Annotated in this window: 15 protein-coding genes and 1 pseudogene; 11 read left to right on the top strand and 5 right to left on the bottom strand. The window is 73.1% G+C overall.

Features of this window, described 5'->3' with window-relative positions:
* Position 1: 1 nt before the first annotated feature.
* From cyc2 to ACWD1U_RS02075, 4 genes are all read left to right on the top strand, one after another.
* Positions 2 to 2,167, top strand: a complete 2,166-nt coding sequence (gene cyc2 / locus ACWD1U_RS02090; protein WP_451103735.1) for a germacradienol/geosmin synthase Cyc2 — start codon at positions 2 to 4, stop codon at positions 2,165 to 2,167.
* A 362-nt stretch (positions 2,168 to 2,529) separates the two neighbouring features.
* The gene (locus tag ACWD1U_RS02085) at positions 2,530 to 3,102 is read left to right on the top strand and encodes a PDZ domain-containing protein (protein ID WP_451103734.1); all 573 of its coding nucleotides are present in this window, start codon (positions 2,530 to 2,532) and stop codon (positions 3,100 to 3,102) included.
* A 426-nt stretch (positions 3,103 to 3,528) separates the two neighbouring features.
* Positions 3,529 to 4,656, top strand: a complete 1,128-nt coding sequence (locus tag ACWD1U_RS02080) for an aminopeptidase P family protein (protein WP_451103733.1) — start codon at positions 3,529 to 3,531, stop codon at positions 4,654 to 4,656.
* A gap of 47 nt (positions 4,657 to 4,703) precedes the next feature.
* Entirely contained in the window at positions 4,704 to 5,645 is a 942-nt protein-coding gene (locus ACWD1U_RS02075) for an aminoglycoside phosphotransferase family protein (protein ID WP_451103965.1), read from the top strand.
* A gap of 121 nt (positions 5,646 to 5,766) precedes the next feature.
* Here ACWD1U_RS02075 and treZ read toward each other — a convergent pair whose 3' ends face one another.
* Complete coding sequence (gene treZ, locus ACWD1U_RS02070) at positions 5,767 to 7,512, bottom strand: malto-oligosyltrehalose trehalohydrolase (RefSeq protein ID WP_451103732.1); 1,746 nt, start codon at positions 7,510 to 7,512, stop codon at positions 5,767 to 5,769.
* A 173-nt stretch (positions 7,513 to 7,685) separates the two neighbouring features.
* Between treZ and ACWD1U_RS02065 the strand changes: the two genes are divergently transcribed.
* Together ACWD1U_RS02065 and ACWD1U_RS02060 are read left to right on the top strand one after the other, a co-directional pair.
* On the top strand, positions 7,686 to 8,237 hold the full coding sequence (locus ACWD1U_RS02065; RefSeq protein WP_451103731.1) for an FHA domain-containing protein: 552 nt from the start codon (positions 7,686 to 7,688) through the stop codon (positions 8,235 to 8,237).
* A gap of 176 nt (positions 8,238 to 8,413) precedes the next feature.
* Positions 8,414 to 9,755, top strand: a pseudogene (locus ACWD1U_RS02060) (M14 family zinc carboxypeptidase).
* Between the two features lie 13 nt (positions 9,756 to 9,768).
* On the opposite strand, the gene ACWD1U_RS02055 reads toward ACWD1U_RS02060, so the two are convergent.
* Positions 9,769 to 11,019, bottom strand: a complete 1,251-nt coding sequence (locus ACWD1U_RS02055) for a M14 family zinc carboxypeptidase (protein ID WP_451103730.1) — start codon at positions 11,017 to 11,019, stop codon at positions 9,769 to 9,771.
* 155 nt (positions 11,020 to 11,174) lie between these two features.
* Positions 11,175 to 12,614: a dihydrolipoyl dehydrogenase gene (gene lpdA / locus ACWD1U_RS02050; RefSeq protein WP_451103729.1), complete on the bottom strand. Its 1,440-nt coding sequence runs from the start codon at positions 12,612 to 12,614 to the stop codon at positions 11,175 to 11,177.
* 85 nt (positions 12,615 to 12,699) lie between these two features.
* Here lpdA and ACWD1U_RS02045 point away from each other — a divergent pair, with 85 nt between their 5' ends.
* Positions 12,700 to 13,638 (top strand): LysR family transcriptional regulator, encoded by a 939-nt coding sequence (locus ACWD1U_RS02045; protein WP_451103728.1) that lies wholly within the window; start codon positions 12,700 to 12,702, stop codon positions 13,636 to 13,638.
* 2 nt (positions 13,639 to 13,640) lie between these two features.
* Here ACWD1U_RS02045 and treY read toward each other — a convergent pair whose 3' ends face one another.
* Together treY and glgX are read right to left on the bottom strand one after the other, a co-directional pair.
* Positions 13,641 to 16,010 (bottom strand): malto-oligosyltrehalose synthase, encoded by a 2,370-nt coding sequence (gene treY, locus ACWD1U_RS02040; RefSeq protein ID WP_451103727.1) that lies wholly within the window; start codon positions 16,008 to 16,010, stop codon positions 13,641 to 13,643.
* A gap of 127 nt (positions 16,011 to 16,137) precedes the next feature.
* Complete coding sequence (gene glgX / locus ACWD1U_RS02035) at positions 16,138 to 18,270, bottom strand: glycogen debranching protein GlgX (protein WP_451103726.1); 2,133 nt, start codon at positions 18,268 to 18,270, stop codon at positions 16,138 to 16,140.
* A gap of 181 nt (positions 18,271 to 18,451) precedes the next feature.
* Between glgX and ACWD1U_RS02030 the strand changes: the two genes are divergently transcribed.
* From ACWD1U_RS02030 to ACWD1U_RS02015, 4 genes are all read left to right on the top strand, one after another.
* Positions 18,452 to 19,264 (top strand): Tat pathway signal sequence domain protein, encoded by an 813-nt coding sequence (locus ACWD1U_RS02030; protein ID WP_451103725.1) that lies wholly within the window; start codon positions 18,452 to 18,454, stop codon positions 19,262 to 19,264.
* Between the two features lie 56 nt (positions 19,265 to 19,320).
* Positions 19,321 to 20,643 (top strand): copper amine oxidase, encoded by a 1,323-nt coding sequence (locus tag ACWD1U_RS02025; protein WP_451103724.1) that lies wholly within the window; start codon positions 19,321 to 19,323, stop codon positions 20,641 to 20,643.
* 132 nt (positions 20,644 to 20,775) lie between these two features.
* Positions 20,776 to 22,017, top strand: coding sequence for an SAV2148 family HEPN domain-containing protein (locus ACWD1U_RS02020; RefSeq protein WP_451103723.1), 1,242 nt, complete (start codon positions 20,776 to 20,778; stop codon positions 22,015 to 22,017).
* A 130-nt stretch (positions 22,018 to 22,147) separates the two neighbouring features.
* Entirely contained in the window at positions 22,148 to 22,864 is a 717-nt protein-coding gene (locus ACWD1U_RS02015) for an exonuclease domain-containing protein (protein WP_451103722.1), read from the top strand.
* Positions 22,865 to 22,881: the final 17 nt, after the last annotated feature.

The following is a 22,881-nucleotide window of genomic DNA, read 5'->3' as shown; positions in this document are numbered from 1 at the left end:
CATGACGCAGCCGTTCGTACTCCCGCACTTCTACATGCCGCACCCAGCGCGGCTGAACCCCCATCTCGACGAAGCGCGCGCCCATTCGACCCGGTGGGCGCGCGAGATGGGCATGCTGGAGGGCTCCGGCGTCTGGGAGCAGGCCGACCTCGACGCGCACGACTACGGTCTGCTCTGCGCCTACACCCACCCCGACTGCGACGGCCCCGCCCTGTCCCTCATCACCGACTGGTACGTCTGGGTCTTCTTCTTCGACGACCACTTCCTGGAGATGTACAAGCGCAGCCAGGACCGCGCCGCGGGCAAGGCCCACCTGGACCGGCTGCCCCTGTTCATGCCGCTGGACCCGACGGCGCCCGTACCGGAGCCGGAGAACCCGGTCGAGGCGGGCCTCGCCGACCTGTGGGCGCGCACGGTGCCGAAGATGTCCGAGGACTGGCGCCGCCGCTTCGCCGTGGCCACCGAGCACCTGCTGAACGAGTCGATGTGGGAGCTGTCCAACATCAACGAGGGCCGTATCGCCAACCCGGTCGAGTACATCGAGATGCGCCGCAAGGTCGGCGGCGCCCCCTGGTCGGCGGGGCTCGTGGAGTACGCGACCGCCGAAGTGCCCGCGTCCGTCGCCGGGTCCAGGCCGCTCAGGGTGCTGATGGAGACGTTCTCCGACGCCGTGCACCTGCGCAACGACCTGTTCTCCTACCAGCGTGAGGTCGAGGACGAGGGCGAGAACAGCAACGGTGTGCTGGTCCTGGAGACCTTCTTCGGCTGCACCACGCAGGAGGCCGCCGACACCGTCAACGACGTCCTCACCTCCCGCCTCCACCAGTTCGAGCACACGGCGTTCACCGAAGTGCCCGCGGTGGCCCTGGAGAAGGGGCTCGGGCCCGACGAGGTCATGGCCGTGGCGGCGTACACCAAGGGGCTGCAGGACTGGCAGTCCGGCGGCCACGAGTGGCATCTGCGCTCCAGCCGCTACATGAACGAGAACGCGGCGCGCGGTGGCAGTCCCTGGACGGGCCCCACGGGCATGGGCACCTCGGCCGCCGATGTCCGCGCCCTGCTCGCCTCGGCAGGGGCCGAACGGCTGCGCTCCTACACGCACGTGCCGTACCAGAAGGTCGGGCCGTCACAGATCCCCGACATCCGCATGCCGTTCCCGCTGGAGCTCAGCCCGCACCTCGACAACTCCCGCAGGAATCTGCGCGCCTGGGTGGAGCGCATGGGCATCCTCACCGAAGGCGTCTGGGACGAGGACAAGCTCAGGGCCTACGACCTCCCGCTCTGCGCGGCCGGCCTCGACCCGGACGCCACCCCCGAGGCCCTCGACCTCAGTTCGCAGTGGCTCGCCTGGGGCACCTACGGCGACGACTACTACCCGCTGGTCTACGGCCACCGCCGCGACCTGGCCGCCGCCCGGCTCACCACGGCCCGCCTGTCCGACTGCATGCCGGTCGACGGCGAGGAGCCACCGGTCCCGGCCAACGCCATGGAGCGCAGCCTCATCGACCTGTGGCTGCGCACCACCGCCGAGATGACGCCCGAGGCGCGGCGCACGCTCAAGGACGCGATCGACGCCATGACCGAGAGCTGGGTGTGGGAGCTGTCCAACCAGCTCCAGAACCGCGTCCCCGACCCGGTCGACTACCTGGAGATGCGCCGGGCGACCTTCGGCTCCGATCTCACCCTGAGCCTGTGCCGGATGGGCCACGGCCCGGCCGTCCCGCCCGAGGTCTACCGCAGCGGCCCGGTCCGGTCCATGGAGAACGCCGCGATCGACTTCGCCTGCCTGCTCAACGACGTCTTCTCGTACCAGAAGGAGATCGAGTTCGAGGGCGAGATCCACAACGCGATTCTCGTCGTGCAGTCCTTCTTCGGCTGCGACTACCCGACCGCGCTCGGCGTCGTGCACGACCTGATGAGCCAGCGCATGCGGCAGTTCGAGCACGTCGTCGAGCACGAACTGCCCGTCCTGTACGACGACTTCCGGCTCTCCGGCGAGGCACGCGCCGCCATGGGCACGTATGTGACGGACCTGCGGAACTGGATGTCCGGCATTCTCAACTGGCACCAGAAGGTGGACCGCTACAAGGACGAGTGGCTGTCCCGGCGGGCGCACGGCTTCCTCCCGGACCGGCCGCCGTCCGTGCCGGTACCCGCTCTCCGCTGAGGCGGCGTTCTCCGGCCGGCCCCACTCGGAACGGGACGTCGAGAAGACCCCCGGCGGCGTGCCGGGGGTCTTCTCGCGTGAGGGGACGGACGCCGCGCGTCATGGGGACGCCCGACGACGCGCACGGGGACCACTGGACGGGCCACGCGGGCCGGCCCAGCCGGGGGTGCCCGCGGCTCGCCCCGCGCCCTCCCGCGGGGTGCGGGGCGAGCCGTGCCCGCGTTCGGCACGTCCCGCGTTCGCATCCGCGCCGGTCAGTCTCACTCGTTCGTGGCTCGTGGGCCGCCGATGCGCCGGGTAGAGCACCTGCCGTGATCGTTCAGCATCCGCCGGAGGCGATCGGCACCATCCGGAGGCGAGCCATGGAACAGACCGCGCTGCGACCCAAGCCCATGCCGGGCCAGGAGCCCGAGGGGGCGGCGCCGGCGACGGGGTCCGCCCCGTCACGACCGCGCCCGCACGCCGCCGGGCGGCGCGCGAGGCGGCTCCTCAGCCTGCTGTTCGCCGGGTTCGCCGGCGCGGTCCTGGTGCTGTCCGGGATCGGCCTCGGGGCGATGGGCACCACGGTCGTCGGCAAGGGCGGCCTCATCGACCCGCGCGCACGGCACACGCCGCCGCTCACCGGCCCCTCGGCTTCGCCCTCGCCGTCCGCCGCCGCGTCCGCGCCCGTCGCGGTGACCCTCGGCGTGCAGGTCATGGACGCCCCCAAGCCGGGCGCCCTGGTCGTCGGGCTGCACGTCCCCGGGCCGGCCCAGGCGGCGGGGCTGGTGCGCGGCGACGTCCTCCTCGTCTTCGGTACGACCCGGATCGACACGGCCGCGGACCTGGTGCGAGCCGTCGCCCGCGCCCGCCCCAACTCCGAGGTGAGGTTGACGGTGCGCCACCGCAGCGGCGGCTACGAGCAGCTGAAGGTCGTACCGGCCGTCACCGCGTGAGCCCGCGTGCGGCAGGTCGTCGTACGACCACCCGGAAGTGGCTCGTCAGCCGCCCCGCGTCCGCCCAGGACGTGGAAGGCGGGACCGGGCGGCGCGTCGCGGTCCGCGATCATCCCCAACGCCCACGTCACTGTGGGTGGTGCAGCGCCACCGGCGGGTGGTGGAAGACGAGCGGTGGAAGGCGAACAGGGTAGGCGGGCCGGTCACCAGCAGCGCGTCCACCCTGCGGGGCGGCTCGCACAGCCGGTCGCGCACCCGCTCGGCGCGTTCGGTCGCCCGCGAGCTCCCGTCCCTGTACGGCGCGCGGAGCAAGGCTCTGCCGTTCGACAGGGTTCCCGGGAGGAAAGCCCGCAGACGGCTCGCGCCGCCCCCTCCGGCCGGGCAGGATGCTGCCCGTAGCCCCTTCGTCCGCCCTGGGAGGCCCGGATGACCGGAAGCACGGCCGCGTCCTTCACCGCCGACGACTACCGGGCCCGCATGGAGCGCGCCGCCCGGACGGCCGCCGAGGCCGGTCTCGAGGGTCTGCTGGTCGCCCCGGGGCCGGACCTGGTGTGGCTCACCGGCTACACACCCCCCGCCGTCACCGAACGGCTCACCCTGCTGGTCCTCGCCGCCGGCCAGGACCCCGTCCTCGTCGTCCCCGCACTGGAGGCCCCGGACGCGCAGAAGGCGGCCGGCGCGGCCGCCCTGACCCTGCGCGACTGGACCGACGGCAAGGACCCCTACGCCGCCACCGCCGCCCTCCTCGGCTCCTCGGGCCGGTTCGGCGTCAGCGACAACGCCTGGGCCCTGCACCTGCTGGCCCTCCAGCGGGCCGTGCCCGGCAGCTCGTACGCCTCGCTCACCGACGCCCTCCCGATGTTGCGCGCCGTCAAGGACGGGGCCGAGCTGGACCTCATGGCGGCCGCCGGTGCCGCCGCCGACGCGACGTTCGAGGAGCTCCGGAACCTCCCCTTCGCCGGCCGCCGGGAGTCCGAGGTGGCCGCGGACCTCGACCGGCTGCTGCGCGGGCACGGCCACGAGCAGGTCGACTTCACCATCGTCGCCTCGGGCCCGAACGGCGCCGACCCGCACCACGAGGCCGGGGACCGCGTCATCGAACGCGGCGACATGGTCGTCCTCGACTTCGGCGGCCTGAAGGACGGCTACGGATCCGACACGTCCCGCACGGTCCACGTCGGCGAACCCACCGACGAGGAACGCCGTGTGCACGACACCGTACGCGCGGCCCAGGAGGCCGGTTTCCGCGCGGTGCGGCCGGGCGCCGCCTGCCAGGACATCGACCGGGCCGCCCGCGCGGTCATCGCCGACGCCGGCTACGGCGAGTACTTCATCCACCGCACCGGGCACGGCATCGGCGTCACCACCCACGAGCCGCCGTACATGATCGAGGGCGAGGAGCGGCCTCTCGTGCCCGGCATGTGCTTCTCCGTGGAACCCGGCATCTACCTGCCCGGCCGGTTCGGCGTGCGCATCGAGGACATCGTGACCGTCACCGAGGACGGCGGGCGGCGCCTGAACACGACCACCCGCGAGCTGGTCATAGTGGGATGACGCCACCGATGTCCCCACCACGCCTCCCGAACGGCAACGGCTCGACCATGACCCAGGCACCCACCCCCACCGCGGACACCGTCCGCCGGCTGGTCCGTTCCCTGCTCAACGACGGCAACGACGGCAAGGACGGCAAGGACGGCGGCCCCGACGTCCGCCCCGCCACCGAGGGCGCCGAACCCGCGACCTGGTGGGTCGGCACCCGCCATGTGCTGCGCCTGGCCCCCGACCGCGAGGCCACCGTCCGCCAGCGCCGCGAACTGCGCCTGCGCGACCTCGTCCGCCCGCACGTCCCGGTGGCGGTGCCGGCCAGCGTGGCGCACGGCGAGTGGGCGCCCGGGCTGGCCTACACGCTGGACACCAAGGTGCCCGGCGGCTCGGGGGAGCGGCACGATGTGTCCGCCGTCGGCGAGGCCGACCTCGCCGGACTGCTCACGGGCCTGCGCGAGGTGCCGGTCCGGCAGGCCGAGGCCCTCGGCGTGCCGCGTGCCACGCCGCGTTCCCTGGAGGCGCTGCGCCGGGCCGCCGTACGCGCCGCCGAACGCCTCGCGCAGGCCGACGAGTTCGACGCCGCCCGCGTGGGCCAGCTCACGCCGCCCGCCGCGGCCCAGCTCGCCGCCCATCCCGGCTCGGCGGTCCTCACCCACCACGCCCTCACGGGCGGACACCTCGTGGTCAGCGCCGACGGTCGGGTGCGCGGCGTCCTCGGCTGGGGCGGGGCGGTCGTCGCCGACCCGGCCGAGGACATCGCGGGCCTCGCCCTCGCCGTCGGCTCACCGGCCGCCGTACGCGCCGCCACCCTCGCCGGATACGGCGCCCGCCCCTGCCTGCGCGGCCTGTGGCTGGCCCGCTGCGACACCGTCGTCCACCTCGCCGAGGCCCTCACCGGCAAGGACGCCGCCCTGCTGCGGACCCGGCTGCGCCGCGCCTGGGAGCCGATCCTGCTGGAACGAGTGACGGACCTGGGGGACACGGACGACGCCCTGTAGCGGGCCGGGCGGGTGGAATGTCGTACGGCTGTCCTTCGCCCATGGCGCCGGTGTCGCGGACCGGGGATCCTCGCGCCCGTGATCGAGCCGCAGGACGCCAAGCTCGGCTGCCCCCCCGGGCTCAGTCCTGCGTGAGCACGACGCCCGACTCCCCGGGCACATGCACCACCCCGTCCGCCCCGGGGGTCTCCACCGGATCCCACGCGGCCAGCACGCGGGCGTGGGGCACGCCCAGCGAAAGGGTCGCCGACTCCCGCGCCAGGTTCACCGCCACGAGCACGTCCCCGCGCCGGAAGGCGATCCAGCGGCGCTCCTCGTCGTAAGCGACCTTGGTGTCGGCGAGGTCGGGGTCGGTCAGGTCGGGCTGCTCGTGGCGCAGGGCGAGGAGCTGCCGGTACCAGGCCAGCACGCGCGCGTGGGGCTCGCGCTCCGGTTCCGACCAGTCGAGGCAGGAGCGGCCCCGGGTCGCCGGGTCCTGCGGGTCGGGCACGTCCTCCTCCTTCCAGCCGTGCGCCGCGAACTCCCGCCGCCTGCCCCGCCGCACGGCGTCCGCCAGCTCCGGGTCGGTGTGGTCGGTGAAGAACTGCCAGGGCGTGCCGGCCGCCCATTCCTCGCCCATGAAGAGCATCGGCGTGAACGGCGCCGTCAGGATCAGTGTGGCCGCGCACGCAAGCAGCCCGGGGGAGACCAGGGCAGAAAGCCGGTCCCCCTGGGCACGGTTGCCGACCTGGTCGTGGGTCTGGCCGTAGCCGAGCAGCCGGTGCCCGGCCACCCGCGTGCGGTCCAGGGGGCGCCCGTGGTGCCGGCCGCGGAAGCTGGAGTACGAGCCGTCGTGGAAGTAGCCGCCGGTGAGGGTCTTGGCGAGAGCGCCGAGTGGGGCGCGCGCGAAGTCGGCGTAGTAGCCCTGCGACTCGCCGGTAAGCGCGGTGTGCAGGGCGTGGTGGAAGTCGTCGTTCCACTGCGCGTGCAGCCCGAGGCCGCCCTCGGCGCGGGAGGTGATGAGCCGCGGGTCGTTCAGATCCGACTCGGCGACCAGGAACAGCGGCCGTTCCACCTCGGCGGCCAGGGCGTCCACGGCCGTCGACAGCTCCTCGAGGAAGTGGTGCGCGCGTGTGTCCACCAGCGCGTGCACCGCGTCCAGGCGCAACCCGTCGAGCCGGTAGTCGCGCAGCCACGCCAGCGCACTGCCGATCAGGTACGCGCGCACCGCGTCCGAGCCGGGCGCGTCCAGGTTGACCGCGGCGCCCCAGGGCGTGTGGTGCGTGTCGGTGAGGTACGGCCCGAAGACGGGCAGGTAGTTGCCGGTTGGGCCGAAGTGGTTGTGCACCACGTCGAGCACCACCCCCAGGCCGAGTTCGTGGGCCCGGTCGACGAAGCGTTTCAGCGCCTCGGGTCCGCCGTACGGCTCGTGCACCGCCCACAGCGAGACGCCCTCGTAGCCCCAGCCGTGCGTGCCCGGGAAGGGGCACAGCGGCATCAATTCCACGTGCGTGATGCCCAGTTCGGCGAGATGGCCGAGCCGCTCGGCGGCCGCGTCCAGCGTGCCCTCGGGTGTGTACGTCCCCACGTGGAGCTCGTACAGCACCGCGCCCGGCAGCGGACGCCCCTGCCACGCCGCGCGCCACGCGTAGCGCTCGTGGTCGACGACGGCGCTCAGGCCGTCCGGGCCGTCCGGCTGCCGGCGCGAGCGCGGATCGGGCAGCACCGGACCGTCGTCCAGTGCGAAGCCGTACCGCGACCCGTCGCGCGCTTCCGCCTCGCCCCGCCACCACCCCGCCCGTTCCGGATCGCGCTCCAACGCGCGCGTCACGCCGTCGCACTGGAGCGTCACTCGGCCGGCCTGCGGTGCCCACACCTCGAACTGCACGGACGGTTCCCCTTCGTCTGCTCACCGTGATGTAGCCCGTCCATGGTGCGTCAAACGAGATCGATCCGCTGGTGCATCCACCCTTTTGCGGCGGGTGTCGCCTGGTACGCGCGCGTGGCGGCCGTTCTCCCGTTTTCTGGACAGGCGGGCCGCGCTGCCCGACAATCACGAACGTGACGTCGTCCTTCGAGTTCAACACGTACCCCGCGCGGCTCTCCGACGCGGAGCGCGACAGGGCGCTGAAGGTCCTCCGAGACGGCGTCGTGCTGGGCCGCCTGTCCCACGACACGTTCGTCCGCCGCATGGAACTGGCGCTCGCCGCCCGCCGCCCGGACGAACTCGCCGTGCTCACCGCCGACCTGCCCACGGAGAGCCGGTTCTCCCGCCTGGTGCTCGGCACCGTCGAGGCGGTCTCCGGGTTCACCGTACGGCTGCGCAGGGCCTGGCAGGCCGAGCGGCTGCCCAAGCTGCTGCTGCCGCACCCGGCGCACGGCCATCCGCTGCGCATAGGCCGCGACCCCGCCAGCGGGTTGCGCCTCAGCCACGAGACGGTCTCCCGCGTGCACGCCGAACTGCGTCACCAGGGCGGCATGTGGGTCCTGCGTGACCTCGGCTCCACCAACGGCACGACGGTGAACGGACGGCGGGTCGTGGGCGCGGCCGTCGTCCGCGAGGGGGACCAGGTGGGCTTCGGGCGGATGGCGTTCCGGCTGTCGGCCGACTGACCGGAAACCAACGTATGCCTCAGCTCTGGCCTGGGGATTACCGGTTGTCGATCGAAACAGCATGGCTCAAATCCCTTCACGGTTCACGGTGTTGACGTACCCCTGAAGTCGTGACTGACTGTGCCTACGCCATCTGCACCTGGTGAATCGACGGCATCGCATGGGGGAGGTGTGCCCTGCCACCCCTCCCGCGCTACCCGACCGTCGACGAACTGGGCGCCCGGGCCGCCGCCCTCGTCGCCCGCCACCCCCGCGAGTCCCGACTGCGCCGGGTCGGCACCTCCCGCGACGGCACCCCCCTGTGGCTGCTCTCCGTCGGCCACGGCAGCCGCCAGACCCTCGTCGTCGCCGGACCCCACGCCAACGAACCCGTGGGCGGCGCCACCGTGCTGCGCCTGGCCGAGCGGGCCCTGGCCGACCCGCGGCTCACCGAGGGCGCCGACACCACCTGGAACCTGTTGCTGTGCCTCGACCCGGACGGGCTGCGCCGCAACGAGGGCTGGCTGACCGGCCCCTACGCCCTCGACCGGTACTTCCGGAACTTCTTCCGGCCCGCCTTCCTGGAGCAGCCCGAGTGGCTGCCCGACGGCGCGGCCGGTGCCGCCCTGCCGGAGACCCGCTGCCTGCTCGACCTCCAGGACGGACTGCGGCCGGTCCTGCAGTGCTCCCTGCACGGCGTCGACGTCGGCGGCGGCTTCGTCGAACTCACCCACGACCTGCCCGGTCTCGCCCAGCGCCTCGCCCACATCGCCGCCCGGCTCGGCATCCCCCGCGAACTCGGCGCCTACGACACCCTGTACTGGCCCGGCCTCGGCCCCGCCGTCTACCGGATCCCGCCGCCGCGCCGGGGCGATCTGGCCGCGGCGATCACGGAGGCCGCGGTCGAGTCGACCTGGTTCCACCCGTACCGGCACGGCACCGTCACCGCGGTCGTCGAGGCGCCCATGTGGGGCGTGGCGGAGGTGTCGGACGGCTCCCCGCCGCCGGACCGGGACGCGGTGCTCCGGGCCGTCAGCCGCACCCTGCGCCACGACACCGGCCTCCTGCGGCACCTGCTGGCCCGGATCCGGCCGCATCTCGCCGGCGTGCCCGACGCGGAGCGCCTGCTCGCCCCGGTGGACGACTATTTACTGGTCTGCCCCGGCCTCGCCGATGCCTGGGACCCCGACACCGGCGACGGCGGGGCCCGCGCCCTGCCGCCCCTGAGCACCGCCCATCTGGCCGCCCTGCGCATCTCCGGGCGCCGGCTGGCGCTGCGCACCGCGGGACTGCTGCACCAGCTCGTACGGGCCGCCGGCCGCGACCCGGGTGGCGTACTGCCGGAGCTGGACCGGCTGATCGACGCGTGGTGCGCCGACTACCGCGACGGCTGGGCCGCGCGCTGGATACCGGTCGCCCGTCAGGCGGAGTACCAGGCACGCGTGGTGCTCTCGGCCTTCGAACTGGCTGTGCGGCACACGCGTCCGCCCGCACCCCTCCGGTGAGCCGGGACGGGAGTCCGGGGCGGCCGTGCCGTAGCCGGCCGGAGGCGCTACCGCGTCTCCTCACGCGCGTGCATCGCCGCCGCGACCACGGTGCGCGACTGGTGCTCGACCTGGTTCTCCAAGGGCACCCAGCGGGCGCGGAAACGTTCCGCGAAAGCATCGCTCCAGGTCGCGACGAGCTCCTCGAGCTGTTTCGCCGCCCGGTCGTCGGTTCCGCGCAGCACCCGCAGCAGCATGGCCGCCGCCCGCAGCGGCACGCGCCGCGCGAACGCGTCCACGCTGCCGACATACGCCCGGGTGCGGGCGGCGGGCGGCGTGCCGAGCAGGTCCGCCGCCAGGCCCGGCACGAGCTCCAGCCCCCAGCGGGCGGCCCGCAGCAGCGGCCCGTCCAGGTCGGCGAGCCGGGGCAGCGCGCTGTCGAGCACACGCGTCACCTCCAGCGCGTCGCGCTGCAGCCGCCGGGCGAGCCGCCCGATCGCCGCCGCCGGAGCCGGATGCGGGGCCGGGTCGTCCACCAGGTCGCTCGCCCACATCGGCACCTCGACCACCGCGGTCAGGCCGCCGTACCGGTGGGCGTGGTACCAGGTGCTGTGCCGCGCGTCGTCCGGCAGGCTCGGATATGCCGGACCGATCCCCGGCGCGGGCATCACGTGCACGCCCGGGCCGGACGCGGGCCAGCCCGCGGCGTCCGACGCGCCGGTCTCCACCGGGATGTGCAGCTCCGCCGCGGACTTGGCGAACGGCTCGGCCAGACCGGGTATGTCCTTCGTCAGCTGCACCCAGCTGCCGCCCAGGTCCGTGCCGTGCAGGGTCACCTGGAGGTAGGGGCGCAGCTCGTCGATGACGCCGGTCAGGGCCCGCGTCTCGGGCGGCAGCCGGTCCGGCGGCAGCACGGACGGCGCCCACTCCGGCTGCTCCGGGCCCGCGGGCCGGAAGAAGCCGAGGTGGTAGTCGTACAGGCTGCGCGGCGCCGGCGTCACATGCAGGCTCGCCCCGTCGGGGTCCGCGCACAGCAGGAAGTGCCAGGAGACGCCGTCGCGCAGCTCCCGCTGCTCCAGCACCCGGCGGGCGACCGCGAGCAGGGTGCAGGAGCCGGTCGGCTCGTTGGCGTGGGCGCCGGCGACCACCAGCACGGCGCGGCGGGCGCGGCCCACGGACAGCAGGTGCAGGGGTCTGCCCGCGCGTGAGGCACCCACCTGCCGCAGGGTGCAGACACCGGGGCGGCGAGCGGTCAAAGCCCGGGCAGCCGAGACCAGTTCGCTCAATGTCGGGTAGCGCAGCTCCGGCAGGACACTCACCCCCGTCATATCCGCCCGGGTTCGCAATCGCAGTACCCCACGGCCATGGTGCGGTGTCAAGGGCGCGCCGGGGGAGGCTTCAGGGGGCGCCCGGTAGCACTGGCGGCCGGTGCGCCGCAGGGCACCCTGGACGGTGTGCCGCCACCGGGGCGGTGTCACTGCTGGTGCAGCCCCCGCCCCGCCAGCGTCAGGAACGCCTCGCCGACCGCCTCAGAGAGGGTCGGGTGCGGGTGGATGTGCCGGGCCACGTCGGACGGCTCCGCGTCCCAGCCGACGATCAGCTGGCTCTGGGCGATCATCTCCGACACGTGCGGGCCCACCAGGTGCACGCCCAGCACACGTCCGCCGCCGGCCTCGGTGACGACCTTCACCATGCCGCCCTGGCCGTGCACCATGCCCTTCGCGACGGCGGTCAGCGGCATGCTGTTGGCCTCCACCTCGTGCCCACGCGCGCGTGCCTCGGCCTCGCTCAGACCCACGGCCGCGGTCTGCGGCGACGAGTACGTGACCCGGGGCACGGCCGCGTAGTCCACGGGCGCGGACGGCACGCCCGCCAGCGTCTCGGCCACCGACAGCCCCTCCGCGAACGAGGCGTGGGCCAGTCCGAGCGACGGCGGCGGCAGCAGGTCGCCCACCACATGGACGCCGGGCACGGCCGTCTCCAGCCGGTCCCAGTCGGCCGGTACGACAAAACCGCGCTCGTCCGTGGTCAGGCCCGCGGCGGCCACGTCCAGGCCGTCGGTGACCGGGACTCGCCCGACCGCCACCAGCAGCCGTTCGGCCTCGACCGTGAGGGTCTCGCCCCGGGCGGTACGCACGCGTGCGCGTACCCCGTCGTCGAGGACCTCGGCGTCCAGGAGCCGGGAGCCGGTCCTCACGTCGATGCCGCGTTTCTTCAGACCGCGGGTCAGATGCCGGCTCACATCGGCGTCCTCCAGCGGCACGATCCGGTCGGCGGCCTCCACGAGGGTGACGTCGGCGCCGAGGGAGCGGTGGAACGAGGCGTACTCCACGCCGATCGCACCGCCTCCGAGCACCAGCACGGACGCCGGGAGCCCGGGCGCGAAGAGCGCGTCGTCGCTCGTCACCACCCGCCGACCGTCCGGTGCGAGCCCCGGGAGCGTGCGCGGCCGTGAGCCGGTCGCGAGCACGAGCCCACGGCGCGCGGAGAGGTGGTACGCGTCAGGTTCGCCGTCCACGCCGGGTGCGCCGTGCAGGCCCTCGACCCGCACGGAGCGTGGCCCCGTCAGCCGCGCGCTGCCCCTCACCACCCGTACGCCCGCGTGTGCGAGATGCGCCTCCACGCCCCTGTGGTTGCGGGCCACGATGTCGTCGCGCGTGGCCACCAGAGCCGGCCAGTCGACGGAGTCCAGCGTCGCCTTCACGCCCCAGCGTTCGCGGGCCTCGGCGATCCCGTCGACGAGTTCGGCCGCGTGCAGCATCGCCTTGCTCGGGACGCAGCCGCGGTGCAGACATGTCCCGCCGACCTTGTCCCGCTCGGCGAGCACGACTTCGAGGCCGAGGGCCGCGGCGCGCAGGGCGGTGCTGTAACCGCCCGTGCCGCCGCCGATGACGATGACGTCCGGTGAGTCCATGCCCTCAGCCTCCGCCCGGCCCTTGCCATGCGTCCAAGGCAATGTTCTTGTGGAATCGATGCACGACGCTTATGGGGGAGGGGCCGTGAGCCTGCGGCAGATGGAGTACTTCCTGACGGTCGTCGAGGAGGCGTCCTTCACGCGCGCGGCGGAGCTCCTGCACGTCTCGCAGCCCGCACTCTCCCACCAGATCAAGGCTCTGGAACGGTCCGTCGGCGGCGCCCTCCTGGAGCGCATGCCGCGGGGCGTGCGCCTGACGCCGATGGGACGCGCCTTCCGGCCGCACGCCGAGCTCGCCGTGCGCAGCGCCGCCCAGGCGCGCCGCGCGGCCCGCGCCGCCGCCGGGGCCGAGGGCGGCGAACTCCACATCGCCGCCGTCCACTCCGTCGCGGTCGGCATCCTCCCGGACGTCTTCGCCCGCTGGCGCGCCGCCCACCCGCGCGTGCTGCTGCACCTCCACGAGTACGCCACCTCGCAGGCACTGGAGGAGCAGGTCGAGCGCGGCGCCGCCGACCTCGCCGTCGGCCCGGCGCCCGCCGACCCGCCGGGCACCGTCGTACCGGTCGGTCAGGAGGAGATCGTCCTCGTCGTGCCCTTCGACGATCGCTTCGCGGGCCGGACGACGGTGACGCTGCCGGAGCTGGCCGACCGCCCCTGGGTGCGCTGCGCCATGGAGCCCGTCGTCCACGGTGAGCGTTTCCTCGACCGGGCGTGCGGCCGCGCGGGCTTCGCCCCGCGCACCGCCGTGTTCACCGAGCACACCTCGACGGCGGTACGGATGGCCGCGGCCGGTGTCGGCGTCTGCGCCGCCCCCGCCCACCTCGTCCGCGACGTGATCGGCGGGGGCTGCGTCGTCCTCACTCCCGACCCGGCCTGGAGGCGCACACTGACGGTCTTCTCGCGCGTACCGCCGACCGGCGCGGCGGAGAGGTTCGTGGACCTGCTGCGGACAGCGTGGCCGCGCCCGCGAGCCCCTCTGCCCGCTTACGAGGACTGCCCCCAGGACGGCCCCGCGGTCGCCTGAGCTCAGTCACCCACCCGTTCCAGCAACGCCACCGGCAGCCCCGTGAACAGCTCCGCCACGCGCGCGCGGCCCGTGAACTCGCGCCCCGGCTCCAGCACGTCCGCCCAGCGGCCCGGCGGCAGCGTCAGCTCCGTCTCCCGCCAGCCGCCCGCCTCCGCGAGCCGCAGCGACAGGCGGGTCACGGCCGTGAGCACCTCACCGGAGCGCACGAACGCCAGGCAGTGCCGGGCCGCCGGGCCCTCCGCCGGCAGCGGCAGGTACGTCGCCGTGTCACCGAAGACGCCGGGGCGGCGGGCCCGCAGCCCGAGCGCCGCACGCGTCACCGCCGCCTTCTCCCCGGAGATGCCGCCGGACTCCCCGGGCGGGAAGCTCACCGCCCGCCGGTTGTCCGGGTCGACCAGGGCCCGGTACTCGGCCTCCGTGCCCTGGTAGACGTCCGGCACGCCCGGCATCGTCAGCTGGACCAGGGCCGTGCCCAGCACATTGGCGCGGATGTGCGGCGCGAGCGACTCCCGGAACGCGGCGACCCGCTCGCCCGGCGCGCCGCACGGCCCGGCCGCCACGAACCGCGCCACCGCCTCCTCGTACGACGGCTCCTGCTCGGTCCAGCTGGTGTGCAGGCCCGCCTCGCGCACGTGCTTCAGCAACGCCCCCTGCACCCGGTCCCGCGCCCCGGACGCCGGGCCGAGCCCGAACACCGTCTGCCAGGCCGCCCATGCCAGCTGGGCGTCCGGCACGCCCTCGCCGGTGCGGGTCACCTCCGTGAGGACGTCCGCCCAGCGGTCGGGGCACTCGGTGAGCACGTGCAGCGCCGCCCGCACATCGGCACTGCGTTTGGTGTCGTGCGTCGAGGCCACCGTCCCGGTCACCGGCCAGTCGCGCTGCACGCGCGCACAGTAGGCGTGGAACTCCTCCGGCGGCAGTGCCGGACTGCCCGGGTCGCCGCCCACCTCGGTCGCCGACAGCAGCGGCACGTACCGGTAGAACGCCGTGTCCTCCACGGACTTCGCCCGCAGCGCCGAGGCGGTCTGCGCGAACCGCGTCCGGAACTCCACGTGCGCGGGCCCGTCGCCGTACCGCCCCAGGACCAGGTCCCGTACGACGTCCACCGCGTCGGCCTCCTCGGGTACGGCGAAGGCGTGCCGGGCCTCGGCCGCCGCCTGCTCGGTGACCACGGACGCCGCGTCGACGGACTCGTAGGGCCGGTAGACCTCCATCCGCACCAGCAGCTCCTGGAGCGCGGTGCGCAGCGCCCAGGGCGCGCGGTCGCGCAGCGCCGGCTCCGGCGAGGTCGCGCACAGCCGGTTCGCCACCCGCGTCAGCCGCTCCATTTCGGTGGCCAGCTCGTGCGTGAGGACCTTGTACGCGGCCCGCCGCACCGTCGCCTCCCACTGGCCGCCCCGGTCCGTCGGCGGGGCCGCGAAGCGCCGGTACCGCCCCAGCAGGTCCCCGAACCCGGCCGGGTCCGTGAAGACCCCGTCCACGTGCCTGAGGGCGTCGTAACCGGTGGTGCCGGCGACGGGCCAGGAGGCCGGCAGGTGCTCCCCGTCGGCCAGGATCTTCTCCACGACCGTCCAGCGGCCCCCCGTCGCCTCGTGCAGCCGCCGCAGGTACCCGTCGGGGTCGGCGAGCCCGTCGGGGTGGTCGACGCGCAGTCCGTCGATCACGCCCTCGTGCAGCAGCTGGAGGATCTTGTCGTGGGTCGCCTCGAACACCCCGGGGTCCTCCACCCGTACCCCGATGAGCTCCGAGATGCTGAAGAACCGCCGGTAGTTGAGCTCGGTCCGGGCCAGCCGCCACCACACCGGGCGGTACCACTGGGCGTCCAGCAGATGCGGCAGGGGCAGGTCCTCGGTGCCCTCGCGCAGTGGGAACACATGGTCGTGGTACCGCAGGACGTCGCCGTCGACGCGCAGCTCGTCGAGCACCTCGCCCAGCGGCCCGCCGAGCACCGGCAGCAGTACCTGCCCGTCCTGCGCCTCCCAGTCGATGTCGAACCAGCGCGCGTACGGCGACTTCGGGCCCTCGCGCAGCACCTCCCACAGGGCGCGGTTGTGGCGCGGGGACATGGCCATGTGGTTGGGGACGATGTCCACCACCAGGCCGAGTCCGTGCTCGCCCGCCGTGCGCGCCAGCGCCCGCAGCCCGTCCTCGCCGCCCAGCTCCTCACGCACGCGCGCGTGGTCGACGACGTCGTAGCCGTGCGCCGAGCCCGGCACCGCCTCCAGGACGGGGGACAGGTGCAGGTGCGAGACGCCTAGCGAGGCCAGGTACGGCACGACGGCCGCGGCTGCTCCGAACGGGAACTCGGGCTGCAGCTGCAGCCGGTACGTGGCCGTGGGCACCACCGGGTCAGGTCGCTCAGGTGTCATGGAAACGTACGTACCCGCCCCGCCGCCGTTCGTGCCCTCGTCCCCGCCGGGTGCGCCGCGCGTCGCCCGGACGAGTGGCTCTTTCCGGACGACGCGGCGGCGGGCGGCGCTGTGGCGCGCCAGGCGGCTACACGGGCCGCTGGAGCACGGTCAGGCTCCGGTCCGCCAGGGTCAGCCGGTCCCCGGCCTGCACTTTCGGGCCGGTGTCCGGCGGCACGCCCTCCGCGCGGGCCGTGTCGACCACGACCTGCCACTGCCGCCCGTGGTTGACCGGGACGGCGAATTCCAGCGGTTTCGGCGAGGCGTTGAACATCAGCAGGAACGAGTCGTCGGTGATGCGCTCCCCGCGCGCGCCCGGCTCCGAGATCGCGTTGCCGTTGAGGAACACCGTCAGCGCCGACGCCTGCGCGGAGTCCCAGTCCCGCTGGGTCATCTCCCGGCCGTCCGGAGTGAACCAGGCGATGTCCGAGAGGTCGTCGTGCGTGCCCTCCACGGGCCGTCCGTGGAAGAAGCGCCGCCGGCGGAGGACCGGGTGGTCCCGGCGCAGCCACACCATCGCGCGTGTGAAGGCCAGCAGCTCTCTGCTCAGGCCCTCCTCGGCGTCCTCTCCCTCCTCCGGCCACTGCACCCAGGCCAGCTCGTTGTCCTGGCAGTAGGCGTTGTTGTTGCCGCGCTGGGTGCGGGCGAACTCGTCGCCGTGGCTGATCATGGGCACGCCCTGGGACAGCATCAGCGTCGCGATGAAGTTCCGCATCTGCCGGGCCCGCAGCCGCAGCACGTCAGGGTCGTCCGTCTCGCCCTCGGTGCCGCAGTTCCAGGACCGGTTGTGGCTCTCGCCGTCCCGGTTGTCCTCGCCGTTGGCCTCGTTGCGCTTGTCGTTGTACGACACGAGATCGTGCAGCGTGAAGCCGTCGTGGCAGGTCACGAAGTTGATGGAGGCCAGCGGGCGGCGCCCGTCGTCCTGGTACAGGTCGGACGAGCCGGTCAGCCGCGAGGCGAACTCCGCGAGCGTGCGCTGCTCGCCCCGCCACAGGTCCCGCACGGTGTCCCGGTACTTGCCGTTCCACTCGGTCCACAGCGGTGGGAAATTGCCCACCTGGTAGCCGCCCTCGCCCACGTCCCACGGCTCGGCGATCAGCTTCACCTGGGAGACCACCGGGTCCTGCTGGACCAGGTCGAAGAACGACGACAGCCGGTCCACCTCGTGGAACTGCCGGGCCAGCGTCGCGGCCAGGTCGAAGCGGAACCCGTCCACGTGCATGTCCGTGACCCAGTACCGCAGCGAGTCCATGATCAGCTGGAGTACGTGCGGGGACCGCATGAGCAGGGAGTTCCCCGTCCCTGTCGTGTCCATGTAGTAGCGGGGGTCGTCCGTCAGCCGGTAGTAGCGCGGGTTGTCCAGGCCCTTGAAGGACAGCGTCGGGCCCAGGTGGTTGCCCTCCGCGGTGTGGTTGTAGACCACGTCGAGGATCACCTCGATCCCGGCCTCGTGCAGCGCCTTCACCGCCGACTTGAACTCCAGCACCTGCTGGCCCCGGTCGCCCCAGGACGCGTAGGCGTTGTGCGGGGCGAAGAAGCCGATCGTGTTGTAGCCCCAGTAGTTGTTCAGGCCCATGTCGACCAGGCGGTGGTCGTTCACGAACTGGTGGACGGGCATCAGCTCCAGGGCGGTGACCCCGAGCTCGGTGAGGTGCTCGATGATCGCCGGGTGCGCGAGGGCCGCGTAGGTGCCGCGCAGCTCCTCCGGCAGGCCCGGATGCCGCATCGTGAGGCCCTTGACGTGGGCCTCGTAGATCACTGTGTGGTGGTACTCGGTGCGCGGGAGCCGGTCGTCGCCCCAGTCGAAGTAGGGGTTGACCACGACCGACGTCATCGTGTGCGGCGCCGAGTCCAGATCATTGCGCCGGTCGGGGTCGTCGAAGTGGTAACCGTAGACCTCCTCGCCCCAGCGGATCGAACCGCTGATCGCTCGGGCGTACGGGTCGAGCAGCAGCTTCGCGGAGTTGCAGCGCAGCCCGCGCTCCGGGGCGTACGGGCCGTGCACGCGGAACCCGTACCGCTGCCCCGGCATGATGCCCGGCACGTACGCGTGCCGCACGAACGCGTCACTCTCCCGGAGCTCGATCGCCGTCTCCGAGCCGTCGTCGTGCAGCAGACACAGCTCTACTCGGTCCGCGGCCTCCGAGAACACCGCGAAGTTGGTACCGGCGCCGTCGTACGTGGCACCGAGTGGATACGCCTCTCCAGGCCAGACCTGCATGGATACGACTCTTTCAGGTGTGCGGCGCCGGTGGGGACGCCTAGGTCCCGAGTCTCCCCGAAAGTGAGGGAACCTCCTATGACTTATCTCCCTCTTACCGAGTGACCAGTGCATACGCGGTATGCCGAATTAATGAGGCAAACACATACTCCCGGGGCTGTTGGGGGAGTAGGGGGAAGACGTGCGCAACACAGTGCACCGCCACCTGGGCAAGATGGTGGCCGGTACGGGCATCGCGGTGGCCGGGACCGCGGTGATGATCGGGATCACCCTCCCGGGCACGGCGGGGGCGGACGACACGGGGACCGGGGCGGGGCAGTCCGTCGCACAGCAGACCGGCGAGGGCCGGGCGGGCCGAGCCGTGGCGCCGGGGGTCGTCGAGCAGGCACCGGCCGAAGGGGAGAAGGGCAAGGGCCGTGACCCGCTGACCGGCGACGAGATCGAGCGGGTCGAGAAGATCGCCCTCAGCCGGCAGCTGTTCCGGAGCAGCGAGAGCGTCGACGGCGACCGCGGCCCGGAGCGCCTCGGCGTCGACCTCGCCGAACCCGAGGCCGACGAGGTCGGCGACCCGGACGCGCCCCGGCGCGCGGACGTGACGTTCTACGACTACCGGGACGACACCCTCGTCACGCGGACCGTCGATCTCGGCACCGGCACGGTGGTCGACACCGGCACCCAGCGCGGCGTCCAGCCGCCCCTCAGCCGCGCCGAGAAGGCCGAGGCGGCCGGGCTCCTGCTCGCCGACCCGCTGGGCGCGGGACTCAGGGCCGACTACCGGGACGCCACCGGCAAGCAGCTCACCTCCCCGGACCAGTTGCAGCTCAGCGGCGCCGTCTACCGGGCCGCGCCGGGCGCACAGCCCGCCGTGCTCGACCGCTGCGGCGAGCACCGCTGCGTCCGGCTCTTCCCGAAGATCAAGAACGGGCCGTGGGTCGACGCCAGGTCGCTGGTGATCGACCTGAGCGCCCGCAAGGTCGCCGAGCTCGACCGCTGACCCGTCCCCTTCGCTCACCTGCCCACCTCGCTCTCCTGTCAGGGAGTCATCTCGTCATGCGTGTGAACAGCGACAGCACGGCCCGTACCCGCGCGGCCGTGGGCCTGACCGTGGCCGCGCTGGCCGCCGGCGCCATCGCCGGAGCGGGACCGGCCACCGCCCAGCCGAAGGCCGGCCCCGCGGCGGCCGCAGCGGCGGACTGCAGCGCCGCCTACCGCATCGAGCGGAAGCTCTCCACCGGCACGACCTGGAGGATGTGCTGGCGCTACGACGGCAAGGCCGGCCTCGTCCTGGAGAACATCTCGTACCAGCCCAAGGGCGAACCCAAACCGATCAAAGTCCTCAACAGCGCCCGGCTCGGCCAGATCCACGTCCCCTACGACGACGGCACCGTCGAGTACGACGACCTGACCGGCTTCGACTTCGCCCAGGGACTGATGAATCTGGCTCCCGGCGAATGCCCCGGCGGCACCATCAAGACGGTCAAGGTCCCCGACTCCTGGAACGAGGACCCGAACGTCAAGGGCCTGTGCACCACCACCCGCTCCCGCGGCCACGCCTACCGCATGCAGGGCGACAGCGCGAACAAGGTCTACCAGGCCGAGGGCAAGGACCTCCTCGTCTACACCGTGAACCAGGTCGGCTGGTACGAGTACATGACCGAGTGGCGCTTCCAGGACGACGGCGCGATCACCATGAACGTCGGTGCCACCGGCAGCCTCTCCTGGGACGACTACGACGCCGGCGACGGCCGCGGCTGGCCCATCGGCAAGGGCGCGAGCGCCAAGGCCACGAGCCACAGCCACAACGCCTTCTGGCGGCTCGACTTCGCGCTCGACGGCTCCACGAAGAACAGCGTCGAGCAGTACGACTCGACCGTCACCGCGCCGGCCAGGGGCCAGCGTGCCCCCACCACGAAGACGACCCGCACCAAGGTCACCAAGGAACTCGCCGGGGACAGCAAGAACTACCGCTGGTGGCGCGTGGTCAGCGCGGCCGGCAAGAACAAGGACGGACACGCGCGCTCCTACGAGATCGTCCCGGGGCCGACCACCAAGTACCCGGGCCGCGGCTACACCAAGCACGACCTGTACGTCACCCAGTACAACAAGTGCGAACTGTTCGCCAGCCACAACCCCGGCAACTGCGGTCGCGGAGCGGGCAATTCCGTCGACAAGTGGGTGAACGGGCAGGCGCTGAAGCACCCGGTGGTCTGGATGAACATCGGCTTCCACCACATCGCCCGCGACGAGGACCAGCAGCCCATGCCCGTCCACTGGCAGGGATTCTCCATCGCCCCGCGCGACGTCACCGCCATGAATCCGCTCACTCCGGCCGAGCTCGGGTGGCAGAACGGACACTGGCAGCCGCGCCGTTGAGAACGATGCTGCCCATCCGGCTGCACCGCCGACCGCTCCCGGAGTACCCTTCCTTGATCGTTGGGTGGGGCCTACGGAAATGTGACGCCAGGCCCCTCGGGAGTGCTCGGGGGAGCGGAAGGCGGTGCGCGGGTGGGCTCGGGAGGGCTGGAGCTGCCCCCTGGTGACGAGGGTCACGAGGGGAACTCCACAGAGGTCCCGACCGGTGCCGTGTCCCTGGCACGGCCGATGGACGCGGTGGGCTCGATCGGCCCGGAACTGGACTGGGGCGCCGACGCCTGGCGCGAGGTGCGCACCCGCGCTCAGCGAGCCGGCCGGGCCTACATCTGGCTGAACCTCGTCGAACAGCGGCTGCGCGCGGTCGTCGCCGCCGTCCTGCGCCCCGTCTACGAACCCGTCCACGGCGAGGATTGGGTGGTGGCCGCCGCCGGACCGGCCGGCCAGGAGTGGGCGCAGCGAGCGGTCGCGGTCCGCGAGGTCAGCCGCCGCAAGGGCTATCTGCTCGACCCGGCCGACGACAACGTCCTGTCGTTCCTCACCCTGCCGCAGCTGCGCGAGCTGATGGTGCAGCACTGGCCCTGCTTCGAGCCCTACTTCGACGACCGCCGGGACGTCGAGCTCGCCCTGGACGAGCTGGAGGTCACCCGGAACGTCGTCTCCCGCAACCGGGCCCTTTCCGAGGCCGTCCTGAACCAGGCCGAGCGCGCCTCGGCCCGGCTGCTGGAGATGCTCGGCGCGGGCGGTGACGTGCCCTCCGCGCGCCGGCTGCCCATCGACGCGGTCGAGGACCTCGTCGGCGACCGGTACGCCGACGTGGTCGCGGTCCACCCGGACCGGGTCCGGCTGATGCGCCAGTTCCCGGCCGAGGACATCTTCGGCGGCGCCCGCCGCCTCGACGCCATCGGCATCGGCCTCAACCTGCTCGTGCAGAACTTCTCCGGCCGCCGCCTGGTCCGGCTGGCCGAGTCCGGCTGCCGGGTGCGGTTGCTGTTCCTGAACCCGGCCTCCAGCGCGGTCAAGCGGCGCGAGCGCGAACTGGGCATCAAGCGCGGCGAGCTCAGCCGGGCCGTCGAGATGAACATCCTGCACATGCGCCGGGTGCGCGCCCGGCTGCGGGACCCGGGCGCCTTCGAGATCCAGGTCTTCGACGAGACGCCCCGCTTCACGGCGTACCTCGTCGACGGCGACGGGGCGGACGGCATCGCGGTGGTGCAGAACTACCTGCGCCGGACCCGCGGCATGGAGGCGCCGGTGTTCGTGCTGCGCAATGGCGGAAAACTGGTCAAGTCGGGTGAGGTTGACGAAAGTGGACTCTTCCCTACCTATCGTGAGGAGTTCGAGGTGATGTGGGCGGATTCGCGGCCGGTGTCGTGAACTGTGCCCCGGTGTGGGGTGATTCCGCCGCCCGTGCCGGGCGCAAGCGGAGCGCGGTCCTCTGATTGTCAGTGGTGCGTGGGAAGGTGGAGATCACTGGGGGAACGCACCACGAGAAGGGGGGCCGCCCATGGGCTGGCACCGGGAGCTGCTGATCGGCTTCGACCTGGAGACGACGGGCACGGATCCGCGTGAGGCGCGCATCGTCACGGGGGCCGTGATCGAGGTCAGGGGTGGGGAGCCGCGGGGGCGCCGGGAGTGGCTGGCCGACCCGGGGGTGCCGATCCCCGCGGACGCGGTGGCGGTGCACGGCATCAGCAGCGAGCGGGCGGCGGCCGAGGGCAGACCGGCCGACCAGGTGGCGGACGCCCTCGCGGACGTCCTCACCTCCTACTGGAAGACGGGCGTGCCGGTCGTCGCCTACAACGCGACCTTCGACCTCACCCTGCTCTCCGCGGAGTTGCGGCGCCACGGCCTGCCGTCCCTGCGCGACCGCCTGGGCGGCGTGGACCCGGCCCCGGTCATCGACCCGTACACCATCGACCGCTGGGTCGACCGCTACCGCCGCGGCAAACGCAACCTCGAAGCGGTCTGCGCGGAGTACGGCGTCGTGCTCGACGCCGCCCACGACGCCTTGGCCGACGCTCTGGCAGCGGCCCGCCTGGCCTGCGCGATAGCCGACCGCCACCCCAAGATCGCGTCCCTCGGCCCGGCGGACCTCCACCGCCGCCAGATCGAGTGGTACGCGCAGTGGGCGGCGGACTTCCAGAGCTTCCTTCGCGGCAAGGGCGACGCGACGGCCCTGGTGGACGGGGCATGGCCGTTGCGGGAGTTGATGGACGCGTAAGGGGGCCTTGCACTGTG

It is taken from the genome of Streptomyces sp. NPDC002788, assembly GCF_053592115.1.
This window is presented reverse-complemented; position numbering and strand designations above follow the sequence as displayed.